Genomic DNA, 16,391 nt, shown 5'->3' with positions numbered 1-16,391 from the left:
CTTTCCACATTTTCTCGATTGTAAAATGGAATCTATGCGTATTCGTTGTCATTATTTCATTTTCTAAATCAACTATGATTTGTTCTCTCGCATCTGTTTTAGCAAGTTGTTCACGCATATCTTTATCCATTACAATCGGTAACATGCCATTTTTCATACAATTCATATAAAAGATATCGGCAAATCCTCCAGCGATAATAACGCGGAAACCATAATCAGCAAGTGCCCATGGAGCATGTTCTCTTGACGAGCCACATCCAAAATTATCGCCTGTGATTAATATACTGGCTCCTTTTCTTTCTTGTGCATTAAGCGGGAAATTAGGGTTTTCTTGGCGATTATTATCATATCGCCACTCATCAAATAAAAACTTCCCAAACCCAGTTCTTTCAATTCTCTTTAAATATTGCTTCGGAATAATTTGATCTGTATCAATGTTATCATTCATCAGTACTGCGGCAGTACCTTTATGAATACGAAATGGCTCCATCATAACTCTCCTTTCTAATATCAACAAAATGACCATGTAACGCAGCCGCTGCCGCCATTGCCGGGCTAACTAAATGCGTTCGTGCTCCCTTTCCTTGTCTCCCTTCAAAATTGCGATTTGACGTAGAGGCACAATGTTCTCCTTCAGGCACTTGATCTGGATTCATACCTAGACACATTGAGCATCCGGGCTCTCTCCATTCAAATCCAGCTTCTTCAAATATGCGATGTAATCCTTTATGCATCGCTGCTTCTCTTACCCTTTGAGATCCAGGTACAACAAGTGCTCGCACACCTTCTTTTACTTTTTTACCTTTCACGACAGATGCAGCAATTTCTAAATCAGAAAGCCTAGAATTTGTACAAGATCCAATGAAAACATGTTGAACTGGAATGTCATACGTACTTTGTCCGGGACTCAACCCCATATAAGAAAACGCTCTTTCGTCATTTGCATCATGCTTTTCTGGCAATTTCTCATCAATCCGAACACCCATACTAGGATTTGTTCCCCACGTAACGTACGGCGCTAAATCCGTAACATCTACTAGAATATGTAAATCATAAACTGCATCTAAATCTGTATAAAGTTCTGACCATTTTTCCTTAATAGATTCATAGTCTTTCGGCGCATATTTACGCCCTTTTACGTAAGCAACCGTTTTTTCATCTGGTGCAATAATGCCAGCCTTTGCTCCCCCTTCAATTGCCATATTGCAAAGCGTCATCCTCTCTTCCATATCCATAGCATGAATGGCCTCTCCGTAAAATTCCATTACGTAACCTGTTCCAACTGCTACTCCGTACTTTGAAAGAAGATGTAAAATAATATCTTTCGCATAAACACCCTGCGGTAACTTTCCTTTTAACTCAATGCCCATCGCTTTCGGCTTTCGTTGCCATAACGTTTGCGTTGCCAATACATGTTCCACTTCACTCGTACCAATACCAAACGCTAGTGCGCCAAAAGCACCGTGTGTCGCTGTATGACTATCACCACAAACAATCGTTTTTCCTGGCTGTGTGAGTCCAAGTTCTGGTCCTATAACATGAACGATCCCTTGCTCTTCATCTCCGATATCCGCTAATGGCACCTGAAATTGTTTACAGTTTTCCCGAAGTGTATCTAGTTGCTGCTTCGCAATGCGGTCGGTAATATTCCAAACATCTTTCGTTGGAATATTATGATCCATCGTTGCAAATGTTAAATCTGGTCTGCGGACTGTTCGATTTGTAAGCCGCAAGCCTTCAAAGGCTTGCGGTGACGTTACTTCATGAACAAGATGTAGATCGATATATAATAAATCCAATCCATTTTCATTAGTCGCAACTACATGTCTTTCCCAAAGCTTATCTAGTAACCTTTTCCCCATTATCTTCCTCTCCCTACTAACGCTTGCTCTTCCATTTCTTGAATAACTGCCTTTGTAAATGAAGTTGTCGTTTCAGTCCCCCCGATATCTGCTGTACATTTTCCTGATTTAAGGACTGCAGAAACTGCTTCTTCAATTGCATATCCTTCTCTCGTTAATCCGAACGATTGCCCAAGCATCATTGCAACAGAACGCATCATCGCAATTGGATTCGCCTTATTTTTCCCCGCAATATCCGGTGCTGATCCGTGAATAGGCTCGTATAATGAAGGCCCCTTTTCAGCGTGACTTGCTGATGGAAGCATTCCTAATGATCCGGCTAATACTGAAGCCTCATCACTTAAAATATCACCAAATAAATTTTCCGTTACAATAACGTCAAATCTTCCTGGATTCCGAATTAATTCCATAGCTGCTGCATCTACTAAAATGTGTTCTACTTCCACATTTGGGTAGCGAAGTGCTACTTCTTCTGTCACAGTTCTCCATAATTTACTAGACTCTAAAACATTCGCTTTATCAATAGATGTTACTTTTTTCTTCCGCTTATTCGCTAATTGAAAAGCATACGAAACGATACGTTCAATTTCATGGCGATGATACGTAAGTGTATCTGTTGCCACTTCTTCCGTTCGCTCTTTCGGATAAGAAAAATAAATTCCGCCTGTTAATTCACGAACGACAACGAAATCAATTTCATCAGCGTTTTTTAATGGTGATAAATGTGCAGTTGCACTTTCTACCGTTACAGGGCGAACATTCGCAAATACACCGAGTCCTTTTCTTAATGCTAATAATCCTTTCTCAGGCCTTTCTTTCGCACTATCCCACCTTGGTCCACCTACTGCTCCAAGTAAAACCGCATCACTCGCTAAACAGGCGGCAAGTGTTCGCTGTGGTAATGGTTGCCCAGTTAAATCGATAGCAACACCACCAAAGTACTCATCTTGCAAATGAAAATGATGTCCATATAGCCTTTCTACCATATGCAATACTTCCTTCGCACTTTCCATTACTTCTGGACCAACACCATCACCAGCTAAACAAACGATACGTTTTTCCATTTTTAACACTCCTTTTAACTGAATTTTCAGAACTTTAATTTGATAGGTGAGGAAAGCTTCTCTCACCTATCAAATATTTATTTCACAAGCGCTATAAGAGATTTTAATTTCCCTGCTGCATGGACATATGCTCTCGCCGACGCTTCCAACACGTCTTGCGCAACACCAAAACCTGATACTTGATGTGTCCCTTCTTTTAATTCAACATGTACATGAGCCAGTGCATCTTGACCTTGTGTAATAGATTGTATGCGATAATCTGCCAATTCACATTCTAATCCTAAAATTCTTTGGATTGCATTGTAAATCGCTTCAATACTACCAGAACCAGTAGCTGCATCTTCGTATACATTTCCTTCCTCATCCTTCAGCACAACTGTCGCGCATTGTGTACTATTTGATACGAAATGTACTTGCAGTTGCGTAATGTTATATTGCTGAGCCGCAAATGCTGCTTCTCCAAGCATAAGTGCACGTAAATCTTCTTCAGTAATTTCCTTTTTACGATCAGCCAATTTTTTAAATGCTTCGAATGCCGCATCTCGCTCTTCATTTGTAAATTCATAACCAAGCTCTTTCATTTTTTCCGTAAACGCATGACGGCCAGAGTGTTTCCCAAGTACAAAGAGATTTTGAGATTCTCCTATAAGCGCTGGTTCGATAATTTCATAAGTTGTTACTTCTTTTAAAACCCCGTCTTGGTGGATGCCCGATTCATGAGCAAATGCATTCGCTCCAACGATTGCTTTATTTTTCGGTACAACCATACCCGTTAACCTGCTTACTAATATACTCGTCGCCTTAATTTCTTTTAAAGTCATTGAAGGCTCTGCTTTATAAAAATCTTTTCTAATATGAAGAGCTACCGCAACTTCTTCTAACGCTGCATTCCCTGCTCTTTCTCCAATGCCATTAATCGTTCCTTCTACTTGCAATGCTCCTCCTTCAACCGCAGCTAACGAATTTGCTACTGCCATACCAAGATCATCGTGACAATGACAAGAAAAAATCGCTTTTTCATATGATGGAACGGATTCTTGTAAGTATTTAAAAAGAGAATAATACTCTTCCGGATTCGTATATCCAACTGTATCTGGAATATTAATTACATTCGCTCCTGCACGAATCGCAACTTCTACTGCTTCAGCTAAAAAATCTCTTGTTGTTCTTGTCGCATCTTCTGCAGAAAATTGTACTGTCGGAAATAATGATTTTCCAAGCGTAACCGAGCGATGAATACTATCTAACACATCTTCTTTAGACATACAAAGTTTATATTTCATATGAATATCACTCGTAGCTAAAAATACGTGTAGACGGGGAGATACAGCTCCTTTCACCGCTTCATATGCTCTTCGAATATCACTTTCTTTCGCTCTAGCTAAACTCATAACTGTAGCATTTTGAATCGTATTCGCAATGCGTTTTACCGATTGAAAGTCACCTTCGGAAGCTGCCGCGAATCCAGCTTCCATTACATGAATACCAAGCCTCTCTAATTGCCTAGCAATTTGTAATTTCTCTTGTTCATTTAAATTTACTCCTGGTGATTGTTCGCCATCACGAAGCGTTGTATCCATGAACAAAACCTGCTTCATATTATTTAACCCCTACCTTTACTCGCGGCTGTACGAAAGGCATCATTTCACGTAATTTACGTCCAACTACCTCGATTTCATGTTTATTCTCTTTCTCATTTGTCGCATGGAAATTTGGTCTTCCTGCTTTATGCTCTGCAATCCAGCCTCTTGCAAATGTACCATCTTGAATTTCTGCTAATACTGCCCCCATCGCTTTCTTCGTATCTTCAGTAACAACGCGTGGTCCTGATACGAAGTCTCCCCACTGCGCTGTATCTGAAACTGAATATCTCATATTTTCAAGTCCACCTTCGTACATAAGGTCAACGATTAGCTTCAGTTCATGTAAACATTCAAAATATGCAAGTTCAGGCTGATATCCTGCATCAACTAACGTTTCAAACCCAGCTTTTACAAGTGCAGTCACTCCGCCGCAGAGTACAGCTTGCTCCCCAAATAAATCTGTTTCTGTTTCTTCTTTAAACGTCGTTTCTAGTACACCAGCTCTCGTTGCTCCAATTCCGTCAGCATAAGAAAGTGCTTTTTCAGTCGCAACTCCTGTTGCATCTTGATATACTGCAAATAATGCAGGAACAGCCCCGCCCTCGGCGAACGTACGGCGTACGAGATGCCCCGGTCCTTTTGGCGCTACTAGAAATACATCTACATTAGCTGGTGGTTTTACTTGATCAAAGTGAACATTAAATCCATGTGCGAACACGAGGGAGTTTCCAGCCTGTAAATTTGGTGCAATTTCAGCTTCATATACTTCTGGTTGTAATTCATCAGGCAGTAGAATCATTACTACATCAGCTTTTTCCGCTGCTTCTGCTACTGTATATACAGAAAATCCATCTTCATTCGCTTTATTCCAAGACTTACCTTTTCTTAAACCTACTACTACATCAAATCCGTTATCACGTAAATTTTGCGCATGTGCATGACCTTGCGAGCCATATCCGATGATTGCTACTTTCTTTTCCTTTAATACATTTACTGTTACATCTTTCTCATAATAAACTTTTGCCATTTTCATTTCCCCCTATATTTAAATGATTATTGAATTAACATAACTTGCTTATCTTGTTTTTTCATACTACGTGTAAATGCTGTTACACCTGTTCTAGCAATTTCTTTCAAACCGTATGGACGAAGTAATTCAATTAACGCTTCTACTTTGTCTTGCGTACCTGTTACTTGCACAACTATGGAATCCTTCCCAACATCTATTACAGCGGCTCGAAACGGTTCAATTAAACTATATAATTCTGCCCTCGCTACAGAAGTTGCTACTTTAATAAGAGCAAGCTCTCTAGCAATCATCGCTTCTTCTGTAATATCTGATACTTTCAGTACGTCAATTTGCTTATGCAGTTGTTTAATTAACTGCTCCACTTGCTGTTCACTTTCAACGTGTACAACAATCGTCATTCGCGATATATCTGATGATTCTGTATGACCTACTGAAATACTTTCAATATTAAAATGTCTTCGTGTCATAACCCCTGTAATTCGGTTTAAAACACCACTTTGATTTCGAACTGTCGCTGTAACAATTCTCTTCACCCTTTTTCCACTCCCTCCATTTGGTGAACACCTTTTCCTGGCGCAACCATCGGCATAACCTTCTCTGATTGAAGTACACGACAATCAATTACGACTGGCTCTTGTAATTCAATAGCATGCTGGATTTGCTTCTTTGCAAGAAGTGGATCGTCAATACGAACACCTTTTATGCCATATGCATTCGCAAGAGCGACGAAATCTGGTTGGCATGGTAATAAAGAATGTGAATATCTTTGATTGTAAAATTCATCTTGCCACTGTCTTACCATTCCTAAAGCTTCATTATTTAAAATAAATACTTTAACGGGTAAAGCGTGTTCTTTTAATACACTTAATTCTTGTAGAGTCATTTGAAATCCAGCATCACCAACAATTGCAATAACTAATTCTTCAGGCTTTGCAATTTGCGCACCGATTGCTGCTGGAAATCCAAACCCCATCGTTCCTAATCCACCAGAAGTTACCCATTTATCTGGATTTTTCAGCGGATAATATTGGGCTGCCCACATTTGGTGTTGCCCAACGTCTGTTGTTACAATCGCTTCTCCCTTCGTAATTTCATATAACATATCAATTGCGTATTGGGGCTTAATACTTTCAGAATTTCTTTTATAAGAGAATGGATATTGTTCTTTTCTCCCCTTTAATAAAGTGATCCATTCATGATGATTTTCTTTTCCCCCTTCTGGTTCAAGTAATACTTCCAATGCCCGCTTAGCACTTGCAACAATAGGAATTTCAGTTGGCACATTTTTCCCGATTTCTGCTGGATCGATATCGATATGCGCAACAGTAGCCCCTTTAGCAAAATAAGCTAAATTCCCTGTAAGCCGATCATCAAATCTCGCGCCTATATTAATGAGTAAGTCACATTCATATAACGCCATATTTGCTGTATAAGAACCATGCATTCCTCCCATCCCTAGAAATAGTTCATCATCTGGTGGAAAACCACCAAGACCAAGTAATGTATGCACAACAGGGATTTCATATTTACGAGCAAAATTTGTCAATTCTTTCGAAGCTTTCGCATGCAATATACCCGCTCCAGCTAAAATTAACGGTTTTTTTGCGGTTTCAATTACTTTGAGTAATTTGTTTATTTGAAGTAGATTCGGTTCATAATTAGGGTTATATCCCGGTAAATCCATTTGTACATTGCTACATTGCTCACCTTTCTCGACTACCATATCTTTCGGAAGGTCAATAACGACTGGTCCTGGTCTTCCAGTTTTAGCAATATGAAATGCTTCTTTAATAATTCGAGGTAAATCTGAGGCCTTTCGCACTTGATAGTTATGTTTTGTCACTGGCATCGTAAGTCCCATAATATCTGCCTCTTGAAAAGCATCGCTCCCAATTAACGTTGTTGCTACTTGGCCTGTAAATACTACAAGTGGCAATGAATCAATCATCGCATCAGCTAGACCCGTAATTACATTTGTAGCACCTGGCCCACTCGTTGCAATTACAACCCCTGGATGCCCTGTAATTCTGGCATACCCTTCAGCAGCGTGAATTGCCCCTTGCTCATGCCTTGTTAAAATATGCGGAATTTCACAATCATACAATGCATCATAGAGAGGTAAAACGGCACCACCCGGATAACCGAAAATCACTTCTACGCCTTCCTTTTCTAGCGCTTCTAACAATAGCTGTGCACCAGTTGCCAGTTTCTCTTCCGTTTTTGAAGACATTGTTCTTATAAGCCCCCTTTTTCAAACTTTTATACAATAAAAAAATCCTACGTCCACACTCCAGCTATGTGCTGAAGGGACGAAAGATTTCGCGGTACCACCCTTCTTCGCAAGAATACTCTTGCCTCAGTGATCCATAAATGGATCTAGCTAATAACGGAGCTACCGTCTAAGCCTAGACAAATGCTTTAGCTTAGCACTCAAGGGCGATGTTCGTCGACGTGAACCATCGGTTTTCAGCAACCACCGACTCTCTGTGAGGCTTCACAATCAACTACTCCTCCCTATCAACGCTTTCTTATGTTAAAAAAGTTGTTATCCAACTTTATTTTCTTCGTAAATTTTCTCTCCATCTTCTACAACTAACTTACGAAACTCTTTTAATAAACGGTTCGTATGTGGACCTGTTTGCCCTAAGCCAATCGTTCTACCATCTACTGTCGTAACAGCAATCACTTCAGCAGCTGTTCCTGTTAAAAACACTTCATCAGCTACATATACATCATGTCTTGTAAATAACTCTTCTCTTACGTCATACCCAAGTTTTTCGCCGATTTCTAAAATGGCGTTTCGTGTAATACCTTCTAACGCTCCAGCAGAACTTGGTGGTGTAATTAATTTATTTCCTTTAACAATAAACACGTTATCTCCTGATCCTTCAGCTACATATCCTTGATCATTTAACATAAGTGCTTCTTGTACTCCAGCTAATTTCGCTTCAATACGAACTAAAATATTGTTTAAGTAATTTAAAGATTTTACTTGAGGGGATAAAACATCGGGACGATTTCGGCGCGTTGCAACTGTTACAACTGGAATCCCTTTCTCATAATATTCTTGTGGGAATAAAGATAATTGTTCTGCAATTACTACTACATTCGGCTTCTTACATGAATCGGGATCCAATCCAAGATTTCCTGCTCCTCTTGATACAACAAGGCGAATGTATCCATTAGATAATTTATTTTGTCGAATCGTCTCAACAACAATATTTGTTACTTCATCTAATGAATATGGAATTTCTAAAAGGATTGATTTTGCTGATTCATACAGCCGGACAAGATGCTCTCTCAAACGGAAAACATTACCGCTATAAACTCTAATTCCTTCAAACACTCCATCGCCATATAAATAGCCATGATCATATACTGAAACTTTTGCCTCATCTTTTGGAACAAATTCTCCATTTAAGAAAATCCATTGCTCATTCACTAGAAGCGCCTCCTATGTTCTATGAATTTTTTATTGTTTCCTAGTTTACTCTCCTTTCTAAATAAATCAAGTGAATTTTTAGAAAATTTATAATTTTTAATCATACGTACTTCTTTGCTTATACTGATTTAACAACATTGTTAACGTTTACAAAAAGTCAAAAAATTTTTTTCGCCAATTTCCACTAAAAAAATATTTGTTTAAAAGAAGGATTTTCATCAATTGATACGAATCTATTGTATTCAATAAACGGACGTCCGATTTTATAAATCCGGGGATATATAACGACTTTTGCTGAAAAAGGGGGAAAATAACAAAAATAGCGCTTTCTAAAAATAACATTCATATTTTTCATTTCGTAATCATAATCCTATTTTTAAAAAACAATTTGTCAAAATAAAGGAGGAAATAAATATGGCGTGTGTACAAATTAAAGGAACGAGACAAGAGGTAGTAGAAATGCTGCAATTATTTGATCTAATGGATACGAAAGGTTTTTGTAAATTCGATAATTACGTAGAGGTAGAACCAAATACGAAAGAACATAATCATTTTATTGCTTCAATCGACATCCATTCAAATACTTCTTCAGCACAAGATACATTAAACGATCAATTCGTTAGTCAAATGCTTACTGGCGTATATAACGACTAAACAAAGATTTACTTCCTACCGTCTTTTCATAAATATATGCAGTGAACTTGAGCATACTAGCAATTAGATGGTAGGAGGTGATAATTATGGCTAGAATTGGCGTTGAAAACTCATTAACAGACGTTCAACAAGCTCTTCAACAACAAGGTCATGAAGTTGTTACACTTAACTCAGAACAGGATGCACAAGGGTGTGATTGTTGCGTTGTAACTGGGCAAGATTCTAATGTGATGGGCATTGCAGATACATCAATTAAAGGATCAGTCATTACAGCTCACGGTTTAACAACGGATGAAATTTGTCAACAAGTTGAAAGTCGCACTTAAAAAATGAAAGAGGACCCCTTTTAAAAGGAGTCCTCTTTTTTATATTCACCTAACGGGAAAGTAACATATACTGGATGAAAGCCCTACCTCTCTCTCATCATTACGGTTCCACTGACCGCTCCTTGATTCACTAGTATACATATATAGCTTATAAATACAATTTATAGGGTTTGTTCACAAAAGTTGTTGATAAAATTACCCGATCTTTCGCAAACTTTTCGTATTGCATTCATAAGAGATATTTACTTTACACTAGCTGTAACCGAGACACGAATTAAAATTCTAACACCAATACAATAACTTGTCAACTTTTTTCCGTAAATTAAAAACAGACATTAACGGTTTGTCTGTTTTAGAATGGAGCTTTTTCTTTTATTACATATACAACAAAGCCGCTAACTAACATAAATAAGCCAACTACTAAGTTTTTGATATTAATCATAAATTCCTCTCCCTTATTCCACACATCATATATATTTACATTTCAATTATTCCGATCATCCTAAAGCGCACTTTTTCTAATATATCATAATTCCTAAAAAATGCAAGTTCACTTTTGACGACCATTCACAAATTTATCTACAGTGCTTGGTACAGTATTTAAAGCCTTTTCAATTAAATGTGTACTGCTGTTGAGATGTAATACTTGCACCCCATTAGAACCAACTACTAAAAAAGCTACTGGACTAATGGAAACCCCAGCCCCGCTTCCTCCTCCAAATGGATGCCCTTGTTTGTTCTCTTTATGCTGATTTTGCCCACCGTTATGTTTTTCAGTGATGAAATCCCCTTTAAAATCACTTCCACCAGCTCCAAAACCAAAAGCCACTTGAGATACTGTTAATACTACGTTTCCGTCAGCTGTTGAAACCGGGCTCCCAACAATTGTATTTACATCTACCATTTCTTTTAAATTTGTCATTGCCGTTTTCATTAAATTTTCAATTGGATGTTCCATTATGTATTGCACCCTTTCCTCATTATTCCTTTTTATATTTTCCAAAATAGAGGAAGTCATACTAACTTTTCCTATTTCAAAAAAACATTTTCCTTCTTTTAAAAGATACTACTCCCTGTACATGCTCCGGTATAGTGAAACTTTAATCAGTGGGATGTGTACGTAGCTCGACTCCCACAAATAGCGGGATAAAAAAGAAAAAGAGATACATACTACTATTGAACCTTGTTATGAAAGGAGTCATGACTTTGACTGAGAAATTTGATGATTATAAAAAAAGAGATAGAATAGATAGTGATTATAGTGACTATAAAGAAGAGTACGCCGCTGAGGTTGCACCACAACGCATTGATTATGATTACGATGATAAAGACGATAAAGATGTTGTAAAATCGTCCGCTGCTGGATCAACTGCTGGTTTTATCGCTCTTGCGCTATCTATCTTATCGCTATTTACATTTCCAACACTATTTGGTCTTGTTTCTGTTTTACTCGGTATTTACGCTTATAATCGCGGAGCTACTGTAACTGGCGGTATCGCTGCAGTTGTCGGTGGAATTGCTGCACTTATCGCAATTTTATTCCGAGTAGCACTTATTGGTCTATTGTTCTCCCTGTTCTAAAAAAGAAAAAGGTATCTCGCTTAACGCGGGATACCTTATCCTGTAAACACATCTTCAGATGGATATTTTATTTTTTGTTTTGCTGGTCGCGCTAAAGAGAACACAAGTGTTAATGGTCCAATTAATCCGCAGAACATAACAAACATAATAATACATTTTCCGAATGCCGATAGCTGTGCAGTAATTCCCATCGTTAATCCGACTGTGCCAAACGCTGATATTGTCTCAAATAATAATTGAATAAAGCTGAAGTTTTCTGTAAGCATTAATATGAATACCGCTGCTAAAATAAGTATTTGACTGGCAACAGCAATTGCTAATGCCCTCGTTACTGTCGACATTTTAATTGTACGCTGAAATAAAACAATTTCCTCCTTTTTTCTAAAGAAAGAAAGGACAGATGTAATTAAGATAACAAACGTCGTTAATTTAATTCCTCCACCTGTCGATACACTTCCTGCACCAATAAACATTAAAATCATCGTAAATAATATAGATGATTCTTCCATACCTCCATAGTCAACCGTATTAAATCCAGCTGTCCGCGGAGTAATACCTTGAAAGAAGGAAGCCCATAGTTTTTCATTTAAAGATAAATTCCCTAACGTCTTCACATTATTATATTCCAATACAAAAATCACAATCATTGCTATAACATTTAGCACTACTGTTCCAATAATCATTATTTTTGAGTGAAGTGATAATTTTCGAAAACTGCGACTATACCATATATCAATTAATACGGTAAAACCGAGTCCTCCGATTACAATTAAAGAGCAAATCCCAATATTAATAATGGGATCCCCTACATATCTTGTTAAATTATCTGGCCATAAAGCAAACCCTGCATTATTATAAGATGCAATTACATGAAAAATACTATAGTATAAACCTTTTCCAAAACCAAACTCTGGAATAAAGCGAAACGATAAAAAGATGACCCCAATAAGTTCAATACAAATCGAAAATATAAAGACACGCTTTACTAATTTTACAAGACCACCTATATTTGTTTGATTAAATGCTTCTCCAATTAATAAACGATGGCGTAATCCGATTTTTTTACCTAGTACCCAAACAATTAAAATAGCAATTGTCATAAGACCTAGACCACCTGTTTGAATTAAAAACATAATAACAATTTCGCCAAACATCGTAAATGTACTTGCTGTATCCACTACTCCCAAACCAGTTACGGTCGCTGCTGACGTTGCTGTAAAGAAAGCATCTACCCAACTAATATGTGCTTTCGTTGCGAATGGTAATTTTAATAACAAACCGCCAACCACAATTAAGCAGAAAAAGCCTAATGCTAATATTTGTGGTGGGTTTAATCGTATAAGACGATTATACAGCCCTTGTTTTTTTGTTACGTCCATATCACTAACTCCCTTATTAAAGTGAAGCTTCCCCTCATACAATAAAAAGCTTTTTAAAAGCCCTTAAATAATTGGGACAAACCTTATATTCTCATAATATAGTTGAGCATAATCTTTTTTTTCATAGATTACAACTTTTATTTATATTCAGATTCCTTTTCGTTTTATGCTGGAAAACTCTATATCCTAATTCTATATTGCTAGCAATAACAATTTCATATGTACTATCTTTCAAATCCCCATATCTTTCACTCTATGTTCACATAGAGGTCACATCCACCTTTTATAGTATATGTATCGAAGCTGTTCCTCCCTAATTTATAAGACATTCCCCAGTGTCTTTGAATAGCTTCCATCCCTAATTAAATTGACATAAATTGTCCCCTTCCATTGACCATCTTATAAATGATGGTCTTATTTTTTGTTTGCTTTATCTTTTATTCCGCTATTTGTGGGCAATAAACGCCCGATTGGTTAAGGCTAATAATCAACAGGGGATGAACAAAAAACACTCATTAAATTTTCATTTTATTTAAAACTCCCTCTCTCTTTCACTCTATATTCACACAGAGGTCACATCTATCTTTTATAGTATATGTATCGAAGTTGTTCCTCCCTAATTTATAAGACATTCCCCAGTGTCTTAAAGCAACTTCCATCCCTAATTAAATTGACATAAATTGTCCCCTTCCTTGACCATCTTATAAATGATGGTCTTATTTTTTTGTCTTTCTATCTTTTATTTAAAACTCCCTCTCTCTTTCACTCTATGTTCACACAGAGGTCACATCTACCTTTTATAGTATATGTATCGAAGTTGTTCCTCCCTAATTTATAAGACATTCCCCAGTGTCTTTGAACAGCTTCCATCCCTAATTAAATTGACATAAATTGTCCCCTTCCTTGACCATCTTATGTGATGGTCTTATTTTTTGTCTTTCTATCTTTTATTTAAAACTCCCTCTCTCTTTCACCCTATGTTCACATGAGAGTCACACCTACCTTTTATAGTATATGTATTGAAGTTGTTCCTCCCTAATTTATAAGACATTCCCCAGTGTCTTAAAGCAACTTCCATCCCTAATTAAATTGACATAAATTGTCCCCTTCCCTAGACCATCCTATGTGATGGTCTATTTTATTTTCCAAACACAAAATCAGTCTATCTACACCTAAAAACCAAAAAATTCAGAAAATATTGTTAAATTAGGGATTTTTTCGGTATAATTACTTTAGAAAGAAATTTCACAAAAACAAAAGGGGGGATTTTATTGAAACAAACAAAAGCAATCTTAATCGCATTATTTCTAGGTCTAGTTGTTGGACTCACTCTAAATTTAGCTGCTCCATCTATCTTTGAGCCACTAAATCAATATGTGTTCAACCCAATTGGTCAATTGTTTATTCGACTTATTAAAATGCTAGTTGTTCCTGTTGTGTTCATTTCTATCGTACTTGGTGCTGCCGGCCTTGGAGATCCGAAACAACTTGGAAGAATCGGTTTAAAATCAATTTCATTCTTTCTCGTAACAACTGCGGTTGCCATCTCTATAGCGGTTACATTTGCACTTATTATAAAACCAGGAGCTGGCGGTAATTTTAAAACAGAAGGTCTTAAGTATGAAGGTGCAAAAACTGAAACATCTTTCGTTGACACATTGCTAAATATCGTACCAGATAACCCAGCAAAAGCGATGGCTGACGGAAACATGTTACAAATCATTGCCTTTGCCGTATTGATTGGACTCGGTATAGCTATTTTAGGAAAACGAGTTCAAGGTATCCATTCATTACTTGAACAGGGCAACGAATTAATGATGTATCTTGTTAATCTCGTTATGAAATTAGCCCCAATTGGAACATTCGGTTTGCTCGCTTCATCCGTTGGTAAAATGGGGCTTGCAGGCGTCGCTGCGATGTTCAAGTATATGATTGTCGTTATGTTAGTACTCATTATTCACGGGGTCTTTGTATATGGTGGCTTATTAAAGATATTAGCAAAAGAAAGTATTGTTCGTTTCTTTAAACATTTCGGGCCAGTAATGGCAATTGGATTTAGTACATCTAGCTCTAATGCATCGCTTCCATTTGCAATGAAAACAGCACAAGATAAGCTTGGCGTTCCAAAAGCGATAAGCTCATTTGTACAACCACTAGGGGCAACTATTAATATGGATGGTACTGCCATTATGCAAGGAGTAGCCACTGTATTTATCGCTCAAGTATACGGAGTTGAACTTACATTACCGCAATTAGCTATGGTCGTATTAACTGCTGTACTAGCTAGTATCGGTACTGCTGGTGTACCTGGTGTTGGACTTGTAATGCTTACAATGGTTTTAAATCAAGTAAATCTACCAGTAGAAGGTATCGCTTTAATTATCGGTATTGACCGTATTCTAGATATGTCTAGAACAGCTGTAAACATTTCTGGCGATGCAATTTGCGCAATGATTGTCGCAAAATCAGAAGAAAAATATAATACGGATCAATCGGCAGCATCTTAAATCAAAAAAGGAGTGAATTAATTCACTCCTTTTTTGATTTACTCCCTTTTTTAGAACGATATTCTTTTCCTTTATTATCATTACCAGTTTCAAATTCAGTGCTAAATTCCTGATTAAACTGGCCGGACTTTGGTGATCCTTGATTACCGCTCCCTTTACTACCGTTACGATTCGTCATATTTCTCCCTCCTTCCTTGTATTAGTAGTATGGCGCTCTATCTTTTTTCATACACATTTTATTTATTAACATCTATTACACACGAAAGAAGATCTCCCATCTATAAGGAAGACCTTCTATTTTATCACGTAAGCGTTTTCTTGTTTATAATCACTTAAATAAGTTTTTTGGAAATTGAAATCATTACATTCATTTCATCTTCTGAAAGTGCAGAGAATCTTTCTTGTAAATATTGTTTTTTCGCATCTTCCATTTTCGCAACTAAATCTTTCCCTTGTTCTGTAATCTCTAAATACACAACTCGGCGATCTGATGTAGAACGTGAACGAGTTACAAAACCTTTATTAATTAATTTTTCTGTAACAGCTGTAATATGACTATTCGACACATTTAATTCATTTGCTACACGCGATACCATTTCTTTATTCGTACGATTTAATATTCTTAGGACGATGAATTCATTCCACGGTATGTAACCACCGAATATTTTTCCGATATCATTACGCAACGTGCGAAACATAGCAAACACATTTGTCGATAGTTCTTCCATTAATTGCTCTCGATTTTGAGACAACATTGACAGCTCCTTTTATTTCATTTAGTTAAATAAAAACCTTATTAATAATTTTACATGAAATCTTACTTTTTGTCACCTTATTTTCCCATAATTCGTAGTTTTTTAATATGTATTTCATGATAAAATGAAGTCAACTTCCAGAAAAAGGGATATTTTGATACATGAGGAGGATAGGTTCTCAAATCTCAGCCTAAAAGATAAAACAATT

17 protein-coding genes and 1 other annotated feature are annotated in these 16,391 nt (G+C 37.1%); of the genes, 4 read left to right on the top strand and 13 right to left on the bottom strand.

Translation table 11 applies throughout. The features are described from left to right. The 8 genes from leuD to ilvE all read right to left on the bottom strand — a co-directional run. The coding region (leuD, locus tag ACQGSG_RS19790) for a 3-isopropylmalate dehydratase small subunit (RefSeq protein ID WP_426947880.1) at positions 1–490 on the bottom strand (490 nt) is incomplete at its 3' end. Further along, a complete protein-coding gene (leuC, locus tag ACQGSG_RS19785) occupies positions 468–1,862 on the bottom strand; it encodes a 3-isopropylmalate dehydratase large subunit (RefSeq protein WP_000518099.1) in 1,395 nt (464 codons plus the stop codon). The genes leuC and leuD, both read right to left, overlap by 23 nt. Further along, complete coding sequence (gene leuB / locus ACQGSG_RS19780; protein WP_000415384.1) at positions 1,862–2,926, bottom strand: 3-isopropylmalate dehydrogenase; 1,065 nt, start codon at positions 2,924–2,926, stop codon at positions 1,862–1,864. Before leuB ends, leuC begins: the two co-directional genes overlap by 1 nt. Positions 2,927–3,003: 77 nt before the next feature. Beyond that, positions 3,004–4,524, bottom strand: coding sequence for a 2-isopropylmalate synthase (gene leuA, locus ACQGSG_RS19775; protein ID WP_097997926.1), 1,521 nt, complete (start codon positions 4,522–4,524; stop codon positions 3,004–3,006). Between the two features lies 1 nt (position 4,525). Continuing rightward, complete coding sequence (gene ilvC / locus ACQGSG_RS19770) at positions 4,526–5,536, bottom strand: ketol-acid reductoisomerase (RefSeq protein WP_001151747.1); 1,011 nt, start codon at positions 5,534–5,536, stop codon at positions 4,526–4,528. 26 nt (positions 5,537–5,562) lie between these two features. Beyond that, a complete protein-coding gene (ilvN, locus tag ACQGSG_RS19765) occupies positions 5,563–6,072 on the bottom strand; it encodes an acetolactate synthase small subunit (protein WP_000822952.1) in 510 nt (169 codons plus the stop codon). Next, positions 6,069–7,769, bottom strand: a complete 1,701-nt coding sequence (gene ilvB, locus ACQGSG_RS19760; protein ID WP_000095832.1) for an acetolactate synthase large subunit — start codon at positions 7,767–7,769, stop codon at positions 6,069–6,071. Before ilvB ends, ilvN begins: the two co-directional genes overlap by 4 nt. A 72-nt stretch (positions 7,770–7,841) precedes the next feature. Beyond that, positions 7,842–8,069: a binding site (T-box leader), on the bottom strand. 15 nt (positions 8,070–8,084) lie between these two features. After that, positions 8,085–8,981 carry a branched-chain-amino-acid transaminase gene (ilvE, locus tag ACQGSG_RS19755; RefSeq protein ID WP_001005487.1) on the bottom strand — a complete coding sequence of 299 codons (897 nt, stop codon included), beginning with the start codon at positions 8,979–8,981 and terminating at the stop codon, positions 8,085–8,087. A 414-nt stretch (positions 8,982–9,395) separates the two neighbouring features. Here ilvE and ACQGSG_RS19750 point away from each other — a divergent pair, with 414 nt between their 5' ends. Further along, the gene (locus tag ACQGSG_RS19750; protein WP_000752512.1) at positions 9,396–9,635 is read left to right on the top strand and encodes a DUF3911 family protein; all 240 of its coding nucleotides are present in this window, start codon (positions 9,396–9,398) and stop codon (positions 9,633–9,635) included. Between the two features lie 86 nt (positions 9,636–9,721). Beyond that, positions 9,722–9,961: a YkuS family protein gene (locus ACQGSG_RS19745; RefSeq protein ID WP_000101022.1), complete on the top strand. Its 240-nt coding sequence runs from the start codon at positions 9,722–9,724 to the stop codon at positions 9,959–9,961. A 352-nt stretch (positions 9,962–10,313) separates the two neighbouring features. Here the strand turns inward: ACQGSG_RS19745 and ACQGSG_RS19740 are convergent, their stop codons facing one another. Further along, a complete protein-coding gene (locus tag ACQGSG_RS19740) occupies positions 10,314–10,403 on the bottom strand; it encodes a hypothetical protein (RefSeq protein WP_000608227.1) in 90 nt (29 codons plus the stop codon). A gap of 108 nt (positions 10,404–10,511) precedes the next feature. Further along, a complete protein-coding gene (gene ytfJ, locus ACQGSG_RS19735) occupies positions 10,512–10,979 on the bottom strand; it encodes a GerW family sporulation protein (protein ID WP_000204234.1) in 468 nt (155 codons plus the stop codon). Positions 10,980–11,167: 188 nt separating this feature from the next. Between ytfJ and ACQGSG_RS19730 the strand changes: the two genes are divergently transcribed. Further along, positions 11,168–11,542 (top strand): hypothetical protein, encoded by a 375-nt coding sequence (locus ACQGSG_RS19730; protein WP_000136535.1) that lies wholly within the window; start codon positions 11,168–11,170, stop codon positions 11,540–11,542. A 35-nt stretch (positions 11,543–11,577) separates the two neighbouring features. On the opposite strand, the gene ACQGSG_RS19725 is transcribed toward ACQGSG_RS19730, so the two are convergent. Next, the gene (locus ACQGSG_RS19725; RefSeq protein ID WP_000383522.1) at positions 11,578–12,921 is read right to left on the bottom strand and encodes a TrkH family potassium uptake protein; all 1,344 of its coding nucleotides are present in this window, start codon (positions 12,919–12,921) and stop codon (positions 11,578–11,580) included. 1,271 nt (positions 12,922–14,192) lie between these two features. Between ACQGSG_RS19725 and ACQGSG_RS19720 the strand changes: the two genes are divergently transcribed. Beyond that, positions 14,193–15,428, top strand: coding sequence for a dicarboxylate/amino acid:cation symporter (locus ACQGSG_RS19720; protein WP_000814807.1), 1,236 nt, complete (start codon positions 14,193–14,195; stop codon positions 15,426–15,428). 22 nt (positions 15,429–15,450) lie between these two features. Here ACQGSG_RS19720 and ACQGSG_RS19715 read toward each other — a convergent pair whose 3' ends face one another. Together ACQGSG_RS19715 and ACQGSG_RS19710 are read right to left on the bottom strand one after the other, a co-directional pair. Next, positions 15,451–15,606: a hypothetical protein gene (locus tag ACQGSG_RS19715; protein WP_000184928.1), complete on the bottom strand. Its 156-nt coding sequence runs from the start codon at positions 15,604–15,606 to the stop codon at positions 15,451–15,453. A gap of 154 nt (positions 15,607–15,760) precedes the next feature. After that, positions 15,761–16,180 (bottom strand): MarR family winged helix-turn-helix transcriptional regulator, encoded by a 420-nt coding sequence (locus ACQGSG_RS19710; RefSeq protein ID WP_000081432.1) that lies wholly within the window; start codon positions 16,178–16,180, stop codon positions 15,761–15,763. Positions 16,181–16,391 lie beyond the last annotated feature (211 nt).

Origin of the sequence: Bacillus sp. GMa5/1 (genome assembly GCF_050172015.1) — a bacterium.
In the GTDB taxonomy this organism is placed as follows: Bacteria; Bacillota; Bacilli; order Bacillales; family Bacillaceae_G; genus Bacillus_A; species Bacillus_A cereus.
This window is presented reverse-complemented; position numbering and strand designations above follow the sequence as displayed.